We start from the raw sequence: 19,065 nt of genomic DNA, 5'->3' as shown, positions 1-19,065 counted from the left end.
CCGCCATTCTGCCCGAGTAGTATGAAGCGCAGGCATTCTCTGGAGGATCTTACGTGGCGCAGTTGTTGATCCTGACCTCCACGGTCGACCGCGAGGTCCTCCCCGCCCTGTCCCTGCTCAGCCACCGCACCCGTCAGATCCCTGCCGAGCCGTCGCAGCTCGTGAACACACCGAACAGCGACCTCATCTTCGTCGACGCCCGGCACGACCTCGCCTCGGCCCGTTCCCTCTGCAAGATCCTGAGCACCACGGGCATCGGTGTGCCGGTCGTCCTGATCCTCACCGAGGGCGGTCTCACCGCGGTCAGTGCCGAGTGGGGCGCGGCCGACGTGGTGCTCGAGTCGGCCGGTCCGGCCGAGGTCGACACGCGCATCCGGCTCGCCATCGGCCGTCAGGTGCAGGATCAGTCGACCTCGAAGATCCAGGCCTCGGGCGTCGTCATCGACGAGGCCAGCTACTCGGCCCGCGTGCACGGCCGGCCGCTCGACCTCACCTTCAAGGAGTTCGAGCTGCTGCGCTTCTTCGCCATGCACCCCTCGCGCGTCTTCACCCGCGAGCAGCTGCTCAGCGAGGTGTGGGGCTACGACTACTTCGGCGGCACCCGCACGGTCGACGTGCACGTGCGGCGTCTCCGCGCGAAGCTCGGCGACCTCGAGTCGTTGATCGGCACCGTGCGCAACGTCGGCTACCGGTTCAACTTCTTCGAGGACGACAATGACCGACTCGCTCACACTCTCGGTCAGTAGCCCCGACGAGGCGCGGGAGCCGTTCCTCCGGCTCGTCGCCCGGGCGGAGCTCGTCGACGGGCAGCACCCCTTCAACGACCAGGCGCAGATCGACGCCGGCAAGGGCGCGCGCTCGCTGCTGCTCGCCGAGCGCGGCGGCACCGTGGTGGGCGCCGCCATCGTGGGGCAGGGCGAGCTCGAGTTCGTGATCGACCCCGAGTGGCGCGAGGAGGGCCTCGGCCGTCAGCTGCTCGACATCGTGCTGCGCAACAACGCGCAGGGGCCGCTGCTCGCCTGGGCGCACGGCGACCACCCCGCCAGCCGCCGCCTCGCCGCGACCCACCGCTTCGACGCCGTGCGCACGCTGCTGCAGCTGCGCCGCGAGCTCTCGGCCACGTCTCCGGCGCCGCGCACCGAGATCCCTGCCGGCTTCGAGGTCGTGCCGTACCGCGGCGGGCGCGACGCCGACGACTGGGTCGAGCTGAACGCCCGGGTCTTCGCCGGCCACGCCGAACAGGGCTCGATCACCGCCGACGACCTGCGCTTCCGGCAGTCCGAGAGCTGGTTCGACCCCGACGACTTCCTGCTGCTGCGCGACGGCGACGGGCGCCTGGTCGGTTACAACTGGCTGAAGGTCGAGCCGGGCGACAGGGTCGGCGAGATCTACGTGGTCGGCGTCGAGGAGGGGCACGCCGGGCAGGGCCTCGGCCGGCACCTGATGAACGCGGGGCTGAACCGGCTCGTCGAGCGCGGCTGCACGCAGGCCGCCCTCTACGTCGACGCCGACAACACCCGGGCCGTCGCCCTCTACCGTTCCCTCGGCTTCACCGACCACACCATCGACGTGCAGTACGCGCAGCGCACGGCGCGACGGACGGCGCGGTAGCACCGTGGCGCGGCGGCTGATCCCTTTCCTCGGCCTCGTCGTCTGCGCTCTGCTGCTCGTCACCGGGCTCGCTCCGGTCGCCGCACCCGCGGCGAGCGCGGCCGCCGCGGTCGCGCGCCCGTTCGGTTCGCACCCCGTTCCGCGTGCCCCCGGGTCGGCGAACGCACCGGGTGGCACCGCGGCGGCAGACGCCGCCACCGCCGCCGCTTACGACGCCTGGAGGACCCGCTACCTGAAGGCGGGCTGCGGCGACGGCCGCTACTACGTCGACGCCTCGACCGCGACGCCGTACCTCGTGGTCTCCGAGGGCCAGGGGTACGGGATGGTCGTCACCGCCCTGATGGCCGGGCACGACGCGAAGGCGCGCACCGTCTTCGACGGCCTGTACCGCTTCGTGCTCGACCACCCGAGCTCGGGCGACCCGCAGCTGATGTCGTGGCACCAGCTCGACGACTGCAGCGACGAGCCCGAGAACGACAGCTCGGCGAGCGACGGCGACCTCGACATCGCCTACGCGCTGCTGCTCGCCGACACGCAGTGGGGCTCGAGCGGCTCCGTCGACTACGCCGGAGAGGCCCGGCGGGTGATCGCGGCGATCAAGCGCAGCGCGATGAACCCCGACACCGCCCTGCCGCTGCTCGGCGACTGGGTCGGCCCCGACAGCCCCAAGCGCGACGGCGTGCGCACCTCCGACCTGATGGTCGGACACTTCCGGGCCTTCCAGGCGGCGACCGGCGACCCGTTCTGGGGCGAGGCCGCCGACGCGGCCCTCGACCTGGTCGAGACGCTGCAGCGCACCGCCGCCCCCAAGACCGGGCTGCTGCCCGACTTCGCGGTCGGCACCGCGACGACCCCGGTGCCGGCGCCCGCGAAGTACCTCGAATCGGTTCACGACGGAGAATTCGGCTACAACGCCTGCCGCACGCCCTGGCGGCTCGCCTCCTCCGCCCTGCTCGCGGGCGACACCCGCGCCGCCGCCGCGGCCGGCCGCCTGGCGGGCTGGGCGGTCTCGGCGACGAACGGCGACCCCGCGCGCCTCCGGGCGGGCTACGCGCTCGACGGCACCGCGACCGCCGACTTCGCCGACCTCGCCTTCCTCGCGCCGATGACCGCCGGAGCCGCGGTCTCGTCGAGCCGGCAGGGCTGGGTGAACGCGGGCTGGGCGCTGCTGAAGTCGCAGCCCTCCACCGGGTACTACTCCGACACGCTCCGCCTGCAGGCGATGCTCCTGATCTCGGGCAACGCCTGGCAGCCGAGCACCCGGACACCCGCCGGCGTCGAGCGCATCGGCGGCGCCGACCGCTTCGTCGTGTCCGCGGCGATCTCGGCAGCGTCCTTCCCGCGCGGCACCCCGACCGTCTACGTGGCCTCGGGCGAGAACTTCCCCGACGCCCTCTCCGCCTCCGCCGCGGCCGGCGCCGTCGGCGGTCCGGTGCTGCTGGTTCGCCGGGATGCGCTGCCGCCCGAGGTGGCGGCCGAGCTGAAGCGCCTCGCGCCGGCGCAGATCGTGCTGCTCGGCGGCGAGAACTCCGTGGGCGCCGCCGTGAAACAGGCCCTGGCGGCCGTCGCCCCGGTCACCCGGATCGGCGGCGCCGACCGCTTCGTGGTGTCGGCAGCGGTGTCGAAGGCCGCCTTCCCTCGTGGCGCGGGCACGGTCTACGTCGCCTCGGGCGAGACGTTCCCCGACGCCCTCGCGGGCTCGGCCGCCGCCGGCCACGACGGGGGGCCGGTGCTGCTCGTGCGCCGCGACGGCGTCCCGGAGCCCATCCGTGCCGAGCTGGCCCGCCTCACACCGACATTGATCGTGCTGCTCGGTGGCCCCAACGCCGTCTCCGAGGCCACGAAGGCGTCTCTCGCCGCAATCGCCCCCGTGACCCGCATCAGCGGCGCCGACCGCTTCGCCGTTGCCGCCTCGCTCTCGGCCGCGGTCTTCCCCTCGCCCGGCACCCCCACCGTCTACGTGGCGTCGGGCGCCACCTTCCCCGACGCCCTGTCCGGCTCCGCCGCGGCGATCGCGGTGGGCGCGCCCGTGCTCCTCGTCACCCGCGACGCGATCCCCGCCGCCATCGCGGCCGAGCTGAAGCGACTGCGCCCCACGCGCATCGTCGTGCTCGGCGGAACCGCCCCGGTCTCGGCCGCCACCGAGGCCGCGCTGCGCGCCTACCTCAGGCCGTCCGGCTGACCCGTTCATCCGCTGGACACGTCGTGGGTGACATGATGTCTGCATGGACGACGACATCATCTCGCTCGACGCCGGCGTCGTGACCGACTTCGACGACGACTACGACGAGGCCGCTCCGCAGACCCCCGGCGAGCCGCTGCCCGAGGGCCGCTACCTCGACCGCGAGCTGAGCTGGCTCGCCTTCAACACGCGCGTACTCGAGCTCGCGGAGGACCCGACGGTGCCGGTGCTCGAACGCGCCAACTTCCTCGCCATCTTCGCCTCGAACCTCGACGAGTTCTTCATGGTGCGGGTCGCAGGCCTGAAGCGCCGCATCCTCACCGACCTCGCGGTGCCCACGAACGTCGGCCGCCGTCCCACCGACGTGCTGCAGGACATCTCGGTCAAGGCCCACGAGCTCCAGGCCCGGCACGCGGCGGCCTACCAGGACCTCGTGCGTCCGGCACTGGCGGAGGCGGGCATCCGCATCGCCACCTATGACGAGCTCGACGAGGCCGACCGCGTGAACCTGCGCGACATCTTCTCGAACCAGATCTTCCCGGTGCTGATGCCGCTCGCCGTCGACCCCGCGCATCCGTTCCCCTACATCTCCGGCCTCTCGCTCAACCTCTCGGTGCGCGTTCGCAACGCCAAGACCGGCAAGGAGGAGTTCGCGCGCCTGAAGGTGCCGCAGGTGCTCAGCCGCTTCATCCGGGTCGATCACCGCGAGACCTCCGACGAGGTGCGCTTCATCACCCTCGAAGACCTGATCTCCAACCACCTGGGCGACCTGTTCCCCGGCATGGAGATCGTCGAGCACCACGTCTTCCGCGTCACCCGCAACGAGGACGTCGAGGTCGAGGAGGACGAGACCGAGAACCTGCTGCAGGCACTCGAGAAGGAGCTGCTGCGACGCCGCTTCGGCCCGCCCATCCGCCTCGAGGTCAGCGACGACATGGACGCGGTGACCCTCGAGCTGATCGTGCGCGAGCTCGACATCACCGAGCAGGAGGTCTACCGGCTGCCGTCGCCGCTGGATCTCGGCGGCCTGTTCGACCTGACGCGCATCCCGCGGCCCGACCTGAAGTACCCCAAGCACGTGCCGACCACGGCCGCCGCGCTGCTGCCGCCCGAGCCGAACGCGAAGCCCGACATCTTCAAGGCGATCTCGCGCGGCGACATCCTGCTGCACCACCCCTACGAGTCGTTCGCGACCAGCGTGCAGGCCTTCCTCGAGCAGGCCGCGGCCGACCCGAACGTGCTCGCCATCAAGCAGACCCTCTACCGCACGAGCGGCGACTCCCCCATCGTCGAGGCGCTGATCGACGCGGCCGAGGCCGGCAAGCAGGTGCTCGCGCTGGTCGAGATCAAGGCCCGCTTCGACGAGCAGGCCAACATCTCCTGGGCGCGCAAGCTCGAGAAGGCCGGCGTGCACGTCGTCTACGGACTGGTGGGCCTCAAGACCCACTGCAAGCTCGCGCTCGTGATCCGGCAGGAGAAGGGCCGGCTGAAGAGCTACAGCCACATCGGCACGGGCAACTACAACCCGAAGACCTCGCGCATCTACGAAGACCTCGGCCTCCTCACCGCCGACGACCAGGTGGGCAAAGACCTCACCCGGCTGTTCAACGAGCTCTCCGGCTACGCCATCGAGAAGAAGTTCAAGCGCCTGCTCGTGGCGCCCCTGCACCTCCGCAAGGGCCTGCTCAAGCGCATCGCGGTCGAGGCCGAGAACGCGCGGAAGGGGCTGCCCTCCGGCATCCGGATCAAGCTGAACTCGATTGTCGACGAGGCCATCATCGACGGGCTCTACCGGGCCAGCCAGGCGGGCGTGCCGATCGACCTCTGGGTGCGCGGCATCTGCGCCCTGAAGCCCGGGCAGGAGGGGCTCAGCGAGACCATCCGCGTGCGCTCCATCCTGGGCCGCTACCTCGAGCACTCGCGCATCTTCTCGTTCGTCAACGACGGCGACCCGCAGGTCTACATCGGCAGCGCCGACATGATGCACCGCAACCTCGACCGCCGCGTCGAGGCGCTGGTGCGCCTGGTCGACCCGGGTCACCTCAAGGAGATCGACACCCTGTTCGAGATGGCGATGAGCGACAGCACCTCCTCCTGGGAGCTCGACGCCGACGGCGACTGGACCCGCTCCGAGTTCGACGGGGAGGGCGCCCCGCTGATCGACCTCCAGGACGAGCTCATGCACATCGTCAGCCGCCGCAAGCGCCCGGGCACCACGCGGTGACGGTCTTCGCCGCGGGGGCGGTGTGCTGGCGGGTCGTCGACGGCAAGGTGAAGGTGCTGGTCATCCATCGCACCGCCCACCGCGACGTCTCGCTGCCCAAGGGCAAGGTCGACCCCGGCGAGACGCTGCCGCAGACCGCGGTGCGCGAGGTCGTCGAGGAGACCGGGCTCGCCGTCACCCTCGGCGTACCGCTCGGCATGACGAACTACACCATGCCCAACGGGCGCGAGAAGGTCGTGCACTACTGGGCCGCCGAGGTCACCGACGCCGCCGTGCTCGCCTCCTCGTTCCTGCCGAACGGCGAGGTGGCGGCCCTGGAGTGGCTGCCCATCCGCAAGGCCCTGGGCGCCCTCACCTACGAGCGCGACGCCGAGATCGTCGAGAGGTTCCGGATGCTCGTCGACGAGGGTGTCACGCGCACCTTCGCCGTGATCGCCCTCCGTCACGCCAAGGCCGTGCCGCCCTACCAGTTCGACGGGCCCGACGCCTCCCGGCACCTCACCGAGCGCGGACGCGGCGAGGCGAAGTCGATCGTCCCCGCCCTGGCCAGCTTCGGCCCCTCCCGCATCATCAGCTCCACCGCCAAGCGCTGCCGGCAGACCGTCGAACCGCTGTCCAAGACCCTGCACCTCGACGTGAAGACGACGGATGCGATCAGCCAGGACGCGTTCGAGTCGGGCGACGACGGCATCCGCGAGGTGGTCGGCAAGCGCATCCGCAAGCGGATCACCACGGTGCTCTGCAGCCACGGGCCGGTGCTGCCCGAGATCGTGCGCGAGGTCGCCCTGGCGACCGGCACGGCGTCGCGGGTCAGTGCGTCCCGTGCGGGCGACCTGCCGGTGGCCGGGTTCTCGGTGCTGCACCTCTCGGTCGACCGGCCCGGATCGGGCATCATCGCGATCGAGACGCACGTCCCGCAGTAGATCTCTCACGAGGAAACCCGGCTGTTCACCTTCCGTTCACCCCTGGGCGGCAGGCTCTTAAGCCGTGGCGCTTAGCGTCTCAGACGGGCCCGCACCGGCCCGACCTGACATCACTCCGAAAGGGAGATTCCTCGTGAAGCTCAAGCGCTATGCCGCCCCCGCGGTCATCGCCATCACCGCAGCCCTCGCCCTGAGCGCCTGCGCCTCGAACGAAGGCGGCGCCCCCGCCGCCGGCGGCTCCTCCGACGCCGCGTCCGCCTCGGCTCTCACCGGCACCCTCACCGGCATCGGCGCCTCCTCGCAGGGCTCGGCCCAGGAGGCCTGGATCGCCGCGTTCCAGACCGCGAACCCCGACGTCACCGTCAACTACGACCCCCAGGGCTCCGGCGCCGGCCGCGAGAGCTTCATCTCGGGTGCCGCCGCCTTCGCCGGCTCCGACTCGGCGCTGAGCGACGAGGAGCTGGCCGGCGAGTTCGCCAGCTGCGCGCCCGACACCAAGGCCATCGACATCCCGGTCTACATCTCCCCGATCGCCGTCGTGTTCAACGTCGAGGGCGTCACCGACCTGAACCTGGACGCGGCCACCATCGCGAACATCTTCTCGGGCAAGATCACCACCTGGAACGACCCGGCCATCGCCGCGCTGAACGCCGACGCGACGCTCCCCTCCGCTCCGATCACCGCCGTTCACCGTTCGGACGACTCGGGCACCACCAAGAACTTCACCGACTACCTCGGCAAGGTCGCTCCCGAGGCCTGGGCCGAGAAGGCCGCCGACACCTTCCCCTTCCAGTCGGGTGAGGGCGCTCAGGGCACCTCCGGTGTCATCCAGGCCGTCACCAACGGCGTGAACACCATCGGCTACGCCGACGCCTCCAAGGCCGGCGACCTCGGTGTCGCGAAGATCAAGGTCGGCGAGGAGTTCGTCGAGTACAGCGCCGAGGCCGCGGCCGCCGTGGTCGAGGAGTCGCCGCTGGTCGAGGGCCGCGAGGCGAACGACATCGCCATCGCGCTGGACCGCTCCACCACCGACCCGACCCAATACCCGCTGGTGCTCGTCTCCTACGCGATCGCCTGCCAGGAGTACGCCGACGCCGCTCAGGGTGAGCTCGTGAAGGCCTACATCGGCTACCTCGCCTCGGAGGACGGCCAGTCGGTCGCCGCCGAGTCGGCCGGCGCCGCGCCGCTCTCCTCCGAGCTGTCGACGAAGGTCGCCGCCGCGATCGAGACCATCAAGTAACACCGCTTGTCACCTCTGTCCGGTTCCGGTCCCGCCCGCGGGATCCGGAACCGGACAGAACCGGGTCAGGGCCCATCCCGAACCCCGCCCCACATCTGCACCCGCTGACTCCTCACCCAGGACGACAGGAGACGAGCTCCATGACCACCGCCCCCGTCAAGCCGGCCGCGCCACCGCGGCTCAAGGCCAAGCAACGGCCGGGAGACCGCATCTTCTCGACCGCCACGGTCGTCGCGGGCTCGCTCATCCTCGTCACCCTCGCCGCGGTCACGGTCTTCCTGATCGCCCAGAGCATCCCCGCCTTCACCGCGAAGCCGGAAGACCTCAAGGGCGGCGCCGAGAACTTCTGGGCCTATGTCGGCCCGCTGGTCTTCGGCACCATCTGGGCGGCGTTCCTCGCCCTCCTGATCGCCGTGCCGCTCGCGATCGGCATCGCCCTCTTCATCTCGCACTACGCGCCCCGCCGGCTCGCCCAGGGCCTCGGCTACGTGATCGACCTGCTGGCCGCCGTGCCGAGCGTCGTGTTCGGCCTCTGGGGCATCACGGTGCTCGCACCGTTCGTCCAGCCCTTCTGGTCGACCCTGGTCGACCTGTTCGGCTGGTTCCCGCTGTTCGCCGGCCCCGTCTCGGGCACCGGCCGCACCATCCTCACGGTCGCCATCGTGCTGGCCGTCATGATCCTGCCGATCATCACCGCCCTCAGCCGTGAGATCTTCCTGCAGACGCCGAAGCTGCACGAGGAGGCGGCGCTCGCGCTCGGCGCCACCCGCTGGGAGATGATCCGCACGGCCGTGCTGCCGTTCGGCCGTCCCGGCATCGTCTCGGCGTCCATGCTCGGCCTCGGCCGCGCCCTCGGCGAGACCATGGCCGTCGCCATGGTGCTCTCGCCGCAGGTGCTGATCTCCTTCGCCCTGCTGCAGTCGACGAACCCCACCACGATCGCCGCGAACATCGCCCTGAACTTCCCCGAGGCCCACGGCGTCGGTGTGAACGTGCTGATCGCGACCGGCCTGATCCTGTTCGTCATCACCTTCGCGGTGAACTTCATCGCCCGCGCCATCGTCAACCGCCGCAAGGCCTTCTCGGGAGCCAACTAGTCATGACGACGACCACCACTCCCCCCACGCGGCAGGCGGAACCCATCGCCAACTCGCTCACCACGGGCATCCTGCCCAAGTACGTGCCCTGGCTGCTGCTCGTCACCAGCTGGGTCATCGTCGGCTCGGTCTTCGTCATCCTGATGGCCGCCGGCGTCAACGAGAACTTCAACGTCGTCGGAGCCGTCTTCTTCGGCACCGCGCTCTGGGTTCTCGTGAACTACATCGTCTCCCGGGCCTACGAGGGCCCGCGGCCCGCGATGAACCGCTTCGTCACCTCGCTCGTGACGCTGGCCTTCGTGATCGCGCTGCTGCCCCTGATCTCGCTGCTGTTCACCGTCATCTCGAACGGCATCCCCCGCTTCGACCTGCCGTTCTTCAGCGAGTCGATGCGCAACGTGGTCGGCGAGGGCGGTGGGGCCCTGCACGCCATCGTCGGCACGCTCGAGATCACCGGCATGGCGACGCTCATCTCGGTGCCGGTCGGCCTGCTCACCGCCATCTACCTCGTCGAGTACGGCCGCGGCCACCTCGCCCGCTCGATCACCTTCCTGGTCGACGTGATGACGGGCATCCCCTCGATCGTCGCCGGTCTGTTCGCCTTCGCGTTCTTCGCGCTCATCCTGAACCAGCCCGGCATCCGCTTCGGCTTCGGCGGCGCCGTGGCGCTGTCGGTGCTGATGATCCCGGTCGTCGTGCGCTCCAGCGAGGAGATGCTGAAGCTGGTGCCGAACGAGCTGCGCGAGGCCGCCTACGCCCTCGGCGTGCCGAAGTGGCTCACCATCGTCAAGGTCGTGCTGCCCACCTCGATCGCCGGCATCACGACCGGTGTGATGCTCGCCATCTCCCGCGTCATCGGCGAGACCGCCCCGCTGCTGATCATCGCCGGCTTCACGCAGAGCATGAACTACAACCTGTTCAACGAGCGCATGATGACGCTGCCGGTGTTCGTCTACACGCAGTACGCGAACCAGGGCACGGATGCCCAGGCCTACCTCGACCGCGCGTGGGCCGGTGCCCTCACCCTCGTCGTGATCGTGATGGCCCTGAACCTCGTGGCGCGCATCGTCGCGAAGGTCTTCTCCCCCAAGCTCGGCCGCTGACGCGGCCTGTCGAACCCACCGCAACCCGAAGGAACTCGAGTGTCCAAGCGCATCGAAGTCAACGATCTCAACGTCTACTACAGCAGCTTCCTGGCCGTGGAGGGTGTCTCCCTCAAGATCGAGCCCCGCACCGTCACCGCCTTCATCGGCCCGTCGGGCTGCGGCAAGTCGACCTTCCTCCGCACGCTGAACCGCATGCACGAGGTCATCCCCGGCGCCCACGTCGAGGGCGAGGTGCTGATCGACGGCAACAACCTCTACGGCCCCGGCGTCGACCCGGTGCTCGTGCGCCGTCAGGTGGGCATGGTCTTCCAGCGCCCCAACCCGTTCCCCACCATGTCGATCGGCGAGAACGTGCTGGCCGGCGTGAAGCTCAACAACAAGCGCATGTCGAAGAGCGACTCCGACGCGCTGATCGAGAAGTCGCTGCGCGGCGCCAACCTCTGGAACGAGGTCAAGGACCGCCTGAACGCGCCCGGCTCCGGCCTCTCGGGCGGCCAGCAGCAGCGCCTCTGCATCGCCCGCGCGATCGCGGTCTCCCCCGACGTCATCCTGATGGACGAGCCCTGCTCGGCCCTCGACCCGATCTCGACCCTCGCCATCGAGGACCTGATCGAGGAGCTCAAGTCGGAGTACACGGTCGTCATCGTGACCCACAACATGCAGCAGGCCTCACGCGTCAGCGACCGCACCGCCTTCTTCAACATCGCGGGCACGGGCAAGCCCGGCAAGCTGATCGAGTACGACGACACCACGACGATCTTCTCGAACCCCACCGTCAAGGACACCGAGGACTACGTGAGCGGCCGTTTCGGTTGAGCTGACCTCCTCTCGCCGTCCCCGCAGGCTAGGCTGAGCTGCTGCCGCACGGTCGCGGCCAGCAGCCTGCGGGGCGGGGACGAACGGGGACGGGCATGAGGAGACTCATCACACTGGCGAGCGCGAGTGCGGCACTGCTACTGGCGCCGCTCCTTCCCCTCCACGGCGCGGCGGCCTCGGATATCGAACCATCGCCCACGCAGCACGCAGCCGTCCACATCATCACGAAGTCGCTGACGGCCCACTGGCCGACGACTCCGATCCCGGCTTCGCCACAGAGCCTTCATCTCACCTTGCCGGCCGAACTCGCCGCCTTCCAGATCGATTCGTTCGCCTGGAACCTCGGTCTCGGCGAGGGATCGACCGGCACGGCGCCGGGTAACGCCACCTCGATCGACATCCCCCTCCCGCTTGATCTGCCCCCTCACCAGGGGCTCTCGGTGGTGATCTCGGTTCCGGACCAGGAGACGGGAGAACCTGATCTGTCGAGGGACTCCGCCCTGCTCTGGGCGAGCTTCACCACCGGAGACTCCTCCGGCTCTCCGGCCCAGGATGCCTTCGACTACGACCTCTCCCTGCAGAATGCGGTGGCGAGCGACCTCCGGGACTCCTCCACCGGGAGTCCCTCACCGGCGGTGCTGCGGCCCGGCAGCGACTTCGTGCTCGACGCCGAGGACGGCTTCTGGACCGCTCCGTCCGGGTTGAACGAACCCGACCGCGAGATCGTGCCGCAGGTACGACTGGACGGGAACGCCGACGATCGCACGATCGACCTCGAATACACGAGGTCAGACGACGGGTCGGAACTTTTCGTCGCCATCCCTGCAGGACTCGTCGATGACGACGTCGCCGACATGTCCCTGTGGGTCGCCTTCTACCAGCCTCGTGATCGGTCCGACCCGCAGGGCCGGATGGGACGATTCGAACTGCGGATGCCCGTTCGACTCGAGCATCCGATAACGACCGAGCGGCTCGGCGGTGAGGATCGCTACGACGTCGCGGTGAACGTGTCGAAAGCGTCCTACCCTAACGGCGCCCGAGTGGCGTACGTCGTCACCGGGTCGGGATTCGCCGACGCCCTGACCGCGGGCCCGGCGGCGGTCAAGGAGGGCGGGCCACTCCTTCTCACCACTGGAGACTCGCTGCTCCCCGAGGTGAGCGCCGAGCTTGCGCGCCTTGCTCCCCAGAGGATCGTGATGGTCGGAGGGCCCGCCGCCCTAACACCGGACGTTCAAGAGGAACTCGAAGGCATCGCGCCGACCGAACGCATCGACGGCTCCGATCGCTACGCGGTCTCCCGCAACGTTCTGACGCACGCGTTCCCCGACGGCCCTTCACAGGTGTTCATCGCGACCGGGCGGGACTTCCCCGACGCTCTGAGCGCCGGCGCCGCGGCCGGTGTCTCACGACTCCCGGTGCTCCTCGTCGACGGCGCCGCCCCGACTCTCGACGCGCCGACCGCCGAACTCCTCCGCGCACTGTCCCTCTACAGGGCCACCGTCGTCGGCGGGCCCATCGCGGTGTCATCGGAGATCGAGGCGGAACTCGCGTCGTTCACCAGGGCGAACCGCCTTTTCGGGGCCGACCGGTACGAGACGTCCGTCGCGATCAACGTTGCCGTCTTCCCCCATGAATCGCAGGCGTTCTTCGCAACCGGCACGACGTTCCCCGATGCACTGTCCGGGTCGGCCTGGGCCGCGAAGTCGGCGATGCCGCTGTACGCCGTCCGTCCTGACTGCGTCCCCGACTCGGTGCTCGGTTCGCTGCAGCGCACCGGGGTGGGCGTCGCCACTCTGCTAGGAGGAACGGCGGCTCTCAGTCAGGCCGTGGCAGAACTGACACCGTGCGGGCCATCCGACTGAGCCGTCGGGCCGGCTAGGCCGACTCGACCGCGAAGATGGGCTCGGTGGTGGGCTGCTGCGAGCCGCCCGCCGGCTCGACCGTGACGCCGACGACGTCGCCGGCGCTCATCGCGCCCTCGAGCACGTGCCACGAGGTGCCCGACTCGGCGGCGGTGAAGGTGCCGGCCGCGACCGGGCCCTTCGCGTCGATGTACCAGGCCTCGTAGACCTTGCCCTCGGGCAGCTCGGGCAGGCCCTCGGCGAGCACCGCCGAGCGGCCGAGCTCGTTCGACCAGACCACGGTGGCGTTCCCGCCCCCGGCCACGGCCACGGAGGCGCGCTGCACGTCGTCGGCCGCCGTGATGCGAGCGAGCTCGCTCGCCGAGGAGTCGGCGACGTCGGTGGTGGAGGTGCTGTTCACGATCGCGCTGCCGACGAAGCCGCCGCCGACGAAGAGAGCCGCGGCTGCGGCGACGGCCGCCACCAGGGTCGTGGGGCGGGCGAACCAGCGCAGGCGGGCTCGGTTCTCGGCACCTCCGGCGGAGCGCGCCTCGACGGGGGCGGACTGGCCCAGGGCGGTCGGCAGGCCCTCGTCGGCGGGGGCCGCGGGGGTGATGTCGGGGAGGGCTGCTCGAGCATCCGTCGCCGTCTCGGAGCGGGACGACTGGACGGGGAGTGCGGGCAGCTGCGGGGTGAGCAGCAGCTTCGCCATGAGCTCGCGCTTCAGCTCGGGCGAGGGCTCGACGGGTGTGACCGAGAGACCGATGAGGGACGCGGTCTCGCGGAGCTCGTCGCTCTCCTCGCGCAGGGAGGCGGAGGAGCGGATCGCCTGATCGAACTCGGCGGTCTCGGCGGCGGTGAGAGCATCGAGGGCGTAGGCGCCGGTGGAGACGCGGGGGTCGAAGCCCTCGCCGTTCGTGTCGTCGGTGCGGTCGGTCATGATGTCACCCCCAGGGCGTCTCGAAGTCGGATCATTCCATCGCGCAATCGTGTCTTGACCGTGCCCACGGGCACGGAGAGCAGGGTGGCGACCTCGGTGTGGCTGTAGCCGCCGTAGTAGGCGAGCGAGATGGCCTCGCGCTGGAGGGCGGTGAGCTGTGTCATGGCTCTCTTCACCCTCTCGTGCTCGATTCGGATCTCGACGGTCTCGCTGACGCTGTCGTAGTCGGCCTCGATGTCGCGAAGGCCGATCTTCTCGTCACGGTCGTGACTGGACTGCGACGAGCGCACCCGGTCGACCGCGCGGCGGTGGGCCATCGTGAGGATCCACGACATGGCACTGCCGCGTGCCTGCTCGAAGCGCGGCGCGGTGCGCCAGACCTCGAGCAGCACCTCCTGGGTGACCTCCTCGGACTGCGAGTGGTCGACCAGGACGCGCCTGACGAGACCGAGCACCCGGGCCGCTGTGCGGTCGTAGAGCTCGGAGAACGACTGCGCGTCGCCCTGGGCCACCTGCAGCAGCAGGCTCTCGAGGGTCGCGGCGGCCTCGACGCCTTCGGCGTCGTCGCGCTGCCCTCGGTCTGTCGTCACGAGCTCAAGCATGACAGGTCACGCCTGGGTTCGTGCCGTTGGCACCTCGTCTGGTCACGATCGTTATTCGGAACGAACTACGGAGCGGATTGGCCGGATCTTCCCAGCTGCGAGGTGCCGGGCCGCAGAAACGCCTCTCGGCGGAAGGCCGCTCGAAGCGGCGAATTTTGGAGCCCGGGGTTACTGCGGCCCGACGCTTCTATTTTACAACGCCTCGGGTGGGAGTCGAACCGGGCGGGTGCCGGCTCAGTCGAGCCCGTCGTGCCGCCAGAGCGCCGCAGACTCGGCCAGGTCGTCGCCGATCGTCTCGAACCGCAGGGCCCGGGTGGTGAGCGTGGTCGCCGTCTCGGGCGCCCCGATCTCGGCGTCGTCGGCGATGCTCACGCAGCCCTGCGCCATGATCCGGCAGAACGCGGCCGCCCGATCGAGCGCCACCGCGAAGTCGCCGGTGAACAACCCGCGCAGGATGCGGTCGGCCAGCTCGGTGATCTCCTTCGGCCCGGTCGGCGACTCGGCACCCGCGACCACGGGGTCGATGCCCTGCGTCATGGTGGTGCCTCGCTCGAAGAAGTAACTGGCGAGCTCCGGGTCCTGCCTGATCAGCACGCGCAGCAGGTAGATGCGCCACAGACTGCCGGGCAGAGAATGAGCGGATGCTCGCGCCCACAGCTCGGCGATCGCGTCGATCCCGTGGTCGTCGGTGAACGCCAGGAGGCGCTCGATCACCTCGGGCTGGGGATCGTCGCGCACCCGGCTGAGCAGGGCGCCGGCCGTCTCGTGGGCGACCCGGTTCACGGTCGCCGGGTCGTCGCCGCCCTGGAAGGCCTCGAAGGCCGAGTTGCTGAAGAGCGCGGGGCGGTGGAAGTCGTCTGCCATGCGGTGATGTCCTGCCGGTCGGCGGTATGCGGTCGCAGTCTCCAACGGTAGCCACCCTCCCCCGCTTCCCGCACCTCTCACGCGCACAGCGAACGCCCACCGCCGACCCGACCGCCACCCGATTCGCGCTACCCTTGACCCCGAGGGCCTGTAGCTCAGTTGGCAGAGCATCGGACTTTTAATCCGCGGGTCGAGGGTTCGAGCCCCTCCGGGCCCACCCTCCCGCCTCGTTGCGTGAGCGTGCTGCTCAGCGGTTGAGGCTGGCCATCAGGAGGCCGTAGCCGAGCGCCCAGACGGCCAGGGCCGCGAGCGCGCCCACGACGGGCACCCACCACGAGCGCCGGCGGCGCGTCAGCCGCACGATCGTCCAGACGATCGCCGCGAGGTAGACGAGGGGCGGCGCCAGGAGCGCGATGAAGTAGCCGACCCCCATCAGGCTGAAGTCGCAGTCGGTGCCGGAGCGCATCCGTCGGACACCATCGCCAGGAACAGCGACACGAACGCGAGCATCGCGATGCCGATCGCGCCCAGCACGAGCAGCACCACCGCCGCCACGACGTCCCCGACCCTCGAGGGCACCGCCCTCCCGGGCCCGACCTCGAAGGCCAGCGGGTACTCGCTCATCCCGCACCCCTTCCCCTCGGTCGGCCTCCACCGGGCTCCCCCGCCCGTCTCCGACGCCCCGATACTAGGGCGCGAGACCGGGGAGAGAACGTAGGGGTCGCCGCTCGTGACCCCTGTTCTGGGCTCACTCGCTGCCGGTTCGAGGTGGATACCTCTGTCATGATCAACACATGACTAACTCACAGCAACCCCCCACCTACCCGCCCGCTCAGCCCGGCTACCCGGCTCCCGGAGCGCAGCTGAAGAAGGGCAACGGCCTGGGTATCGCGTCGTTGATCGTCGGCGGGCTGGCGCTCCTCGGATCATTCATCCCCTTCCTGAACTACGCCACGGGATTCATCGCCTTCGTGGGTCTCGTTCTCGGAGCGATCGCCCTGTTCCTCAAAGGCCGTTCGAAGGGCATCGCGATCGCGGGGACGATCGTGTCCTTCGTCGCGCTGATTCTGTCGATCATCCTCGCCGTTGTCTACACAGCCGGATTCGCCAGCGCGGTCAGCGACAGCATCGATGAGGTGCAGGCGTCCAGTTCGGCCGCTGCGGCCGTCCCGGTGTCCGTGAAGTACGAGGTGACCAGCAGCCTGCCGACTGTCGACGTCACCTATTCGACGTACACGAACGGCAGCTCGGGCACCGAGTCGAGCAATGGTCTGCCGGCGCCATTCGTCAAGGAGTTCACGGTCGAGACCGGCGACGCCTTCGACTACACATCGTTCCTGCTCACCGGGTCTACGAGCACTGACTCCGGAACCGTGACCTGCACCATCACCGTCGATGGCGAGGTCGTGTCGACTCAGACCGCCGAGGGACAGTTCGCGTTCGTGACGTGCTCGTCGAGCGACTTCGGCAACAGCTGACCCGAACTGCATGACGCCCTGACCAGTCGTGAGGCGCTGGCCGGGGCGTTGCTGTATCCGCTTCAACCAGTCGGGGCGGGGTAGCGTTCGGGGGTGGACGGGGTGTGGGAGGTGCTGGTGGCGCGGGCGGCCGCGCCGTCCGTGGTGGGGGTGATCGTGGCGGTGGGGGTCGCCGTGGGGGTGGTGGGAGTGTCGCCCGTGTGGCGGGTGGCGCGGTTCGTCGTGACGCTGGCGCACGAGGGCGGGCATGCGCTGGCGGCGGTGCTGACGGGGAGGCGGCTGGCGGGCATCCGGGTGCATTCGGACACCAGCGGGCTGACGGTGTCGCGCGGCAGACCGCGGGGGCCCGGGATGGTGCTGACGGCCGCCGCCGGGTACCCCGCGCCGGGGCTGCTCGGGCTGGCCGGGGTGTGGCTCACGGTCGAGGGGCACGCCGTCGCCGTGGCGGCCGGGCTCGGGGCGCTGCTCGTCGTCGCGCTGGTGCTCGTGCGCAACGTCGTCGGAGCGCTCGTGGTGCTCGGCACGGCCGCGGTGCTCGTGGGCGGGCTTCTGCTGCTCCCGAGCGGCGTCGGCTCGGCGCTGCCGCTGGTGCTGTGCCTCGTGCTCGTGGCGGGGGCCGTGCGGTCGTCGGTCGAGCTCGGCTTCAGCCGGCGGGCCAGGGGCAGATCCGATGCGGATGCCCTGGCCCGCCTCACCCACGTGCCCGCCGTCGTCTGGGTGGCCGCCTTCGTGGCGGTCACCGCGGCGGCGGCCGTGGCGACGGCCCTAGTGCTGGGACTGCTCGGCGTCGTGCAGTGAGCGAGGCGAGGCCCGCGTGCCCCACCGGTTCCAGGCGAGGATGTAGATCGCGAGGCCGGTGACGAGGCCGACGATCACCCACAGCACGACGAGGTAGTCGATCCACGAGCCGACCGGCGGCGAGCCGGGCAGGAAGTTGCGGAGCGGGATCGTGGCGAAGATCATCGCGCCGATCCAGCTGGTGAGGGTGGCCTCGACCTTGCGACGGCCGGTGTAGGCGCTGATCGCCACGAAGAGCACCAGCACCGGCACGACGGCCATCAAACCGAGCAGCACGATGCCGAACGCCACGGTGCTGGCGGAGCGGGTGGCGGTGATGACGACGATCGGCAACGTGACCTTGCCCTGCGCAGTGTTGACCTTCTTGTCCGGGTCGTCGATCTTGTGCATCTCCAGCTGCCACCCCGGCACCGAGTCGTGCAGGCAGACCCTGGTGGGCAGCGCCAGCTCGTCGGCACCCGAGCCGGTGAACGCGTAGGTGGTGAGGTCGGCCTCGTAGCTGTCGAACGGCCACTCCTCGACGACCCCCGCCGCGTAGTCCGACTGGGTCGAGCTCGCCAGCGCCTCTCCCTCGGCGAACGACTGCACCAGGCTGCCGTCGACCGGGAACGTCAGGAGGCTGATGCCCTGCTTCGCCGTGTAGCCGTCCAGCGACAGGAAGTTGTCGGAGGGGTCGAGGGTCACCTGGAACTCGAGCCGCTGCTCGGCCGCGTGCACGGCCGCCGGCTGCAGCAGCACGGTCACCCCGTCGGCTCCGTCGATGACCGTCTCGCACTCGTTACTCGACGCCCGCAGCCCCCCGGCATAGAGCAGCACCACCACGGCGTAGACGATGACGGCGACCACCGCGACGACCGCCGTCAGCCACCGCCGCCGTCGCGGCCGGGGGCTCAGCTCAGTCATAGGCCGAGCATATCGATCGGCGGAGGCTCAGTTGTCCACGTCGGGCGCCGGCTCGGGCATGATGCGCAAATCGCCCCGGTTCGCCGCCTGCACCATCAGCTCGATCCACGCCCGGTTGATGGCGGCGGGCCGGCTGCCGTAGAAGCGGAAGCGCAACGGGATCGACGGATGCACCCACAGCGTCTCGCGGCCGCTCCCCTGCCCGGGCTCCATCGTCCAGGACAGCGAGAACGCCTCGTGGTTGCGCATCTTCGTGAGGATCACGAGGCGCAGATGGGCGAGCAGACGGTCGTCCATCTCGATCTCCGCCGACATCGGCCCATAGATCAACAGGCCCAAGCCACGCTCCCAAACAGTTCAGGAGCCCACAGCCGTACTCCCGAAATCGAGCCTAACGTGGCGATATTTACTCCCCAAAACAGAGCGAAGGGGCTTGACAA

Annotated in this window: 19 protein-coding genes and 1 tRNA gene; 13 read left to right on the top strand and 7 right to left on the bottom strand. The window is 70.0% G+C overall.

The window, feature by feature from the left end; genetic code table 11:
• Positions 1-53 precede the first annotated feature (53 nt).
• From BJ984_RS07905 to BJ984_RS07860, 10 genes are all read left to right on the top strand, one after another.
• Complete coding sequence (locus BJ984_RS07905) at positions 54-746, top strand: response regulator transcription factor (protein WP_173183507.1); 693 nt, start codon at positions 54-56, stop codon at positions 744-746.
• Complete coding sequence (mshD, locus tag BJ984_RS07900) at positions 715-1,611, top strand: mycothiol synthase (protein ID WP_179547543.1); 897 nt, start codon at positions 715-717, stop codon at positions 1,609-1,611. The genes BJ984_RS07905 and mshD overlap by 32 nt, the downstream gene beginning before the upstream one ends.
• A gap of 4 nt (positions 1,612-1,615) precedes the next feature.
• Positions 1,616-3,793, top strand: coding sequence for a glycosyl hydrolase family 8 (locus BJ984_RS07895; protein ID WP_179547542.1), 2,178 nt, complete (start codon positions 1,616-1,618; stop codon positions 3,791-3,793).
• A 43-nt stretch (positions 3,794-3,836) separates the two neighbouring features.
• Positions 3,837-6,017, top strand: a complete 2,181-nt coding sequence (locus tag BJ984_RS07890; protein ID WP_179547541.1) for an RNA degradosome polyphosphate kinase — start codon at positions 3,837-3,839, stop codon at positions 6,015-6,017.
• Positions 6,014-6,940, top strand: a complete 927-nt coding sequence (locus BJ984_RS07885) for an NUDIX hydrolase (protein WP_179547540.1) — start codon at positions 6,014-6,016, stop codon at positions 6,938-6,940. The genes BJ984_RS07890 and BJ984_RS07885 overlap by 4 nt, the downstream gene beginning before the upstream one ends.
• A 133-nt stretch (positions 6,941-7,073) precedes the next feature.
• Positions 7,074-8,180: a phosphate ABC transporter substrate-binding protein PstS gene (gene pstS, locus BJ984_RS07880; RefSeq protein WP_179547539.1), complete on the top strand. Its 1,107-nt coding sequence runs from the start codon at positions 7,074-7,076 to the stop codon at positions 8,178-8,180.
• 140 nt (positions 8,181-8,320) lie between these two features.
• The gene (gene pstC, locus BJ984_RS07875; protein WP_179547538.1) at positions 8,321-9,277 is read left to right on the top strand and encodes a phosphate ABC transporter permease subunit PstC; all 957 of its coding nucleotides are present in this window, start codon (positions 8,321-8,323) and stop codon (positions 9,275-9,277) included.
• Between the two features lie 2 nt (positions 9,278-9,279).
• On the top strand, positions 9,280-10,380 hold the full coding sequence (gene pstA / locus BJ984_RS07870; RefSeq protein WP_179547537.1) for a phosphate ABC transporter permease PstA: 1,101 nt from the start codon (positions 9,280-9,282) through the stop codon (positions 10,378-10,380).
• A gap of 39 nt (positions 10,381-10,419) precedes the next feature.
• Positions 10,420-11,199, top strand: a complete 780-nt coding sequence (gene pstB / locus BJ984_RS07865) for a phosphate ABC transporter ATP-binding protein PstB (protein ID WP_179547536.1) — start codon at positions 10,420-10,422, stop codon at positions 11,197-11,199.
• 95 nt (positions 11,200-11,294) lie between these two features.
• Positions 11,295-13,061 carry a cell wall-binding repeat-containing protein gene (locus BJ984_RS07860; RefSeq protein ID WP_179547535.1) on the top strand — a complete coding sequence of 589 codons (1,767 nt, stop codon included), beginning with the start codon at positions 11,295-11,297 and terminating at the stop codon, positions 13,059-13,061.
• Positions 13,062-13,074: 13 nt separating this feature from the next.
• Here the strand turns inward: BJ984_RS07860 and BJ984_RS07855 are convergent, their stop codons facing one another.
• The 3 genes from BJ984_RS07855 to BJ984_RS07845 form a co-directional block, all read right to left on the bottom strand.
• The gene (locus BJ984_RS07855; RefSeq protein ID WP_179547534.1) at positions 13,075-13,980 is read right to left on the bottom strand and encodes an anti-sigma factor; all 906 of its coding nucleotides are present in this window, start codon (positions 13,978-13,980) and stop codon (positions 13,075-13,077) included.
• On the bottom strand, positions 13,977-14,582 hold the full coding sequence (gene sigK / locus BJ984_RS07850; RefSeq protein ID WP_179547533.1) for an ECF RNA polymerase sigma factor SigK: 606 nt from the start codon (positions 14,580-14,582) through the stop codon (positions 13,977-13,979). The genes BJ984_RS07855 and sigK overlap by 4 nt, the downstream gene beginning before the upstream one ends.
• Before the next feature lie 234 nt (positions 14,583-14,816).
• Entirely contained in the window at positions 14,817-15,446 is a 630-nt protein-coding gene (locus tag BJ984_RS07845; RefSeq protein WP_179547532.1) for a DNA-directed RNA polymerase subunit beta, read from the bottom strand.
• Positions 15,447-15,590: 144 nt separating this feature from the next.
• Here BJ984_RS07845 and BJ984_RS07840 point away from each other — a divergent pair.
• Positions 15,591-15,663: transfer RNA gene (locus tag BJ984_RS07840), tRNA-Lys, on the top strand.
• Between the two features lie 30 nt (positions 15,664-15,693).
• Here BJ984_RS07840 and BJ984_RS07835 read toward each other — a convergent pair.
• Both BJ984_RS07835 and BJ984_RS07830 read right to left on the bottom strand, forming a co-directional pair.
• Complete coding sequence (locus BJ984_RS07835; RefSeq protein ID WP_179547531.1) at positions 15,694-15,912, bottom strand: DUF6264 family protein; 219 nt, start codon at positions 15,910-15,912, stop codon at positions 15,694-15,696.
• Positions 15,879-16,070, bottom strand: a complete 192-nt coding sequence (locus BJ984_RS07830; RefSeq protein WP_179547530.1) for a hypothetical protein — start codon at positions 16,068-16,070, stop codon at positions 15,879-15,881. Before BJ984_RS07830 ends, BJ984_RS07835 begins: the two co-directional genes overlap by 34 nt.
• A gap of 170 nt (positions 16,071-16,240) precedes the next feature.
• Here BJ984_RS07830 and BJ984_RS07825 point away from each other — a divergent pair, with 170 nt between their 5' ends.
• Both BJ984_RS07825 and BJ984_RS07820 read left to right on the top strand, forming a co-directional pair.
• Positions 16,241-16,924 carry a DUF4190 domain-containing protein gene (locus tag BJ984_RS07825; RefSeq protein ID WP_179547529.1) on the top strand — a complete coding sequence of 228 codons (684 nt, stop codon included), beginning with the start codon at positions 16,241-16,243 and terminating at the stop codon, positions 16,922-16,924.
• Positions 16,925-17,017: 93 nt separating this feature from the next.
• Positions 17,018-17,722: a M50 family metallopeptidase gene (locus BJ984_RS07820; protein WP_179547528.1), complete on the top strand. Its 705-nt coding sequence runs from the start codon at positions 17,018-17,020 to the stop codon at positions 17,720-17,722.
• On the opposite strand, the gene BJ984_RS07815 is transcribed toward BJ984_RS07820, so the two are convergent.
• Both BJ984_RS07815 and BJ984_RS07810 read right to left on the bottom strand, forming a co-directional pair.
• A complete protein-coding gene (locus BJ984_RS07815; RefSeq protein WP_179547527.1) occupies positions 17,690-18,625 on the bottom strand; it encodes a DUF4436 family protein in 936 nt (311 codons plus the stop codon). The two genes, BJ984_RS07820 and BJ984_RS07815, sit on opposite strands and share 33 nt — an antisense overlap.
• A gap of 27 nt (positions 18,626-18,652) precedes the next feature.
• A complete protein-coding gene (locus BJ984_RS07810) occupies positions 18,653-18,955 on the bottom strand; it encodes a DUF7882 family protein (protein ID WP_444979737.1) in 303 nt (100 codons plus the stop codon).
• Positions 18,956-19,065: the final 110 nt, after the last annotated feature.

The sequence above is a fragment of the Herbiconiux flava genome (assembly GCF_013409865.1).
In the GTDB taxonomy this organism is placed as follows: domain Bacteria; phylum Actinomycetota; class Actinomycetes; order Actinomycetales; family Microbacteriaceae; genus Herbiconiux; species Herbiconiux flava.
This window is presented reverse-complemented; position numbering and strand designations above follow the sequence as displayed.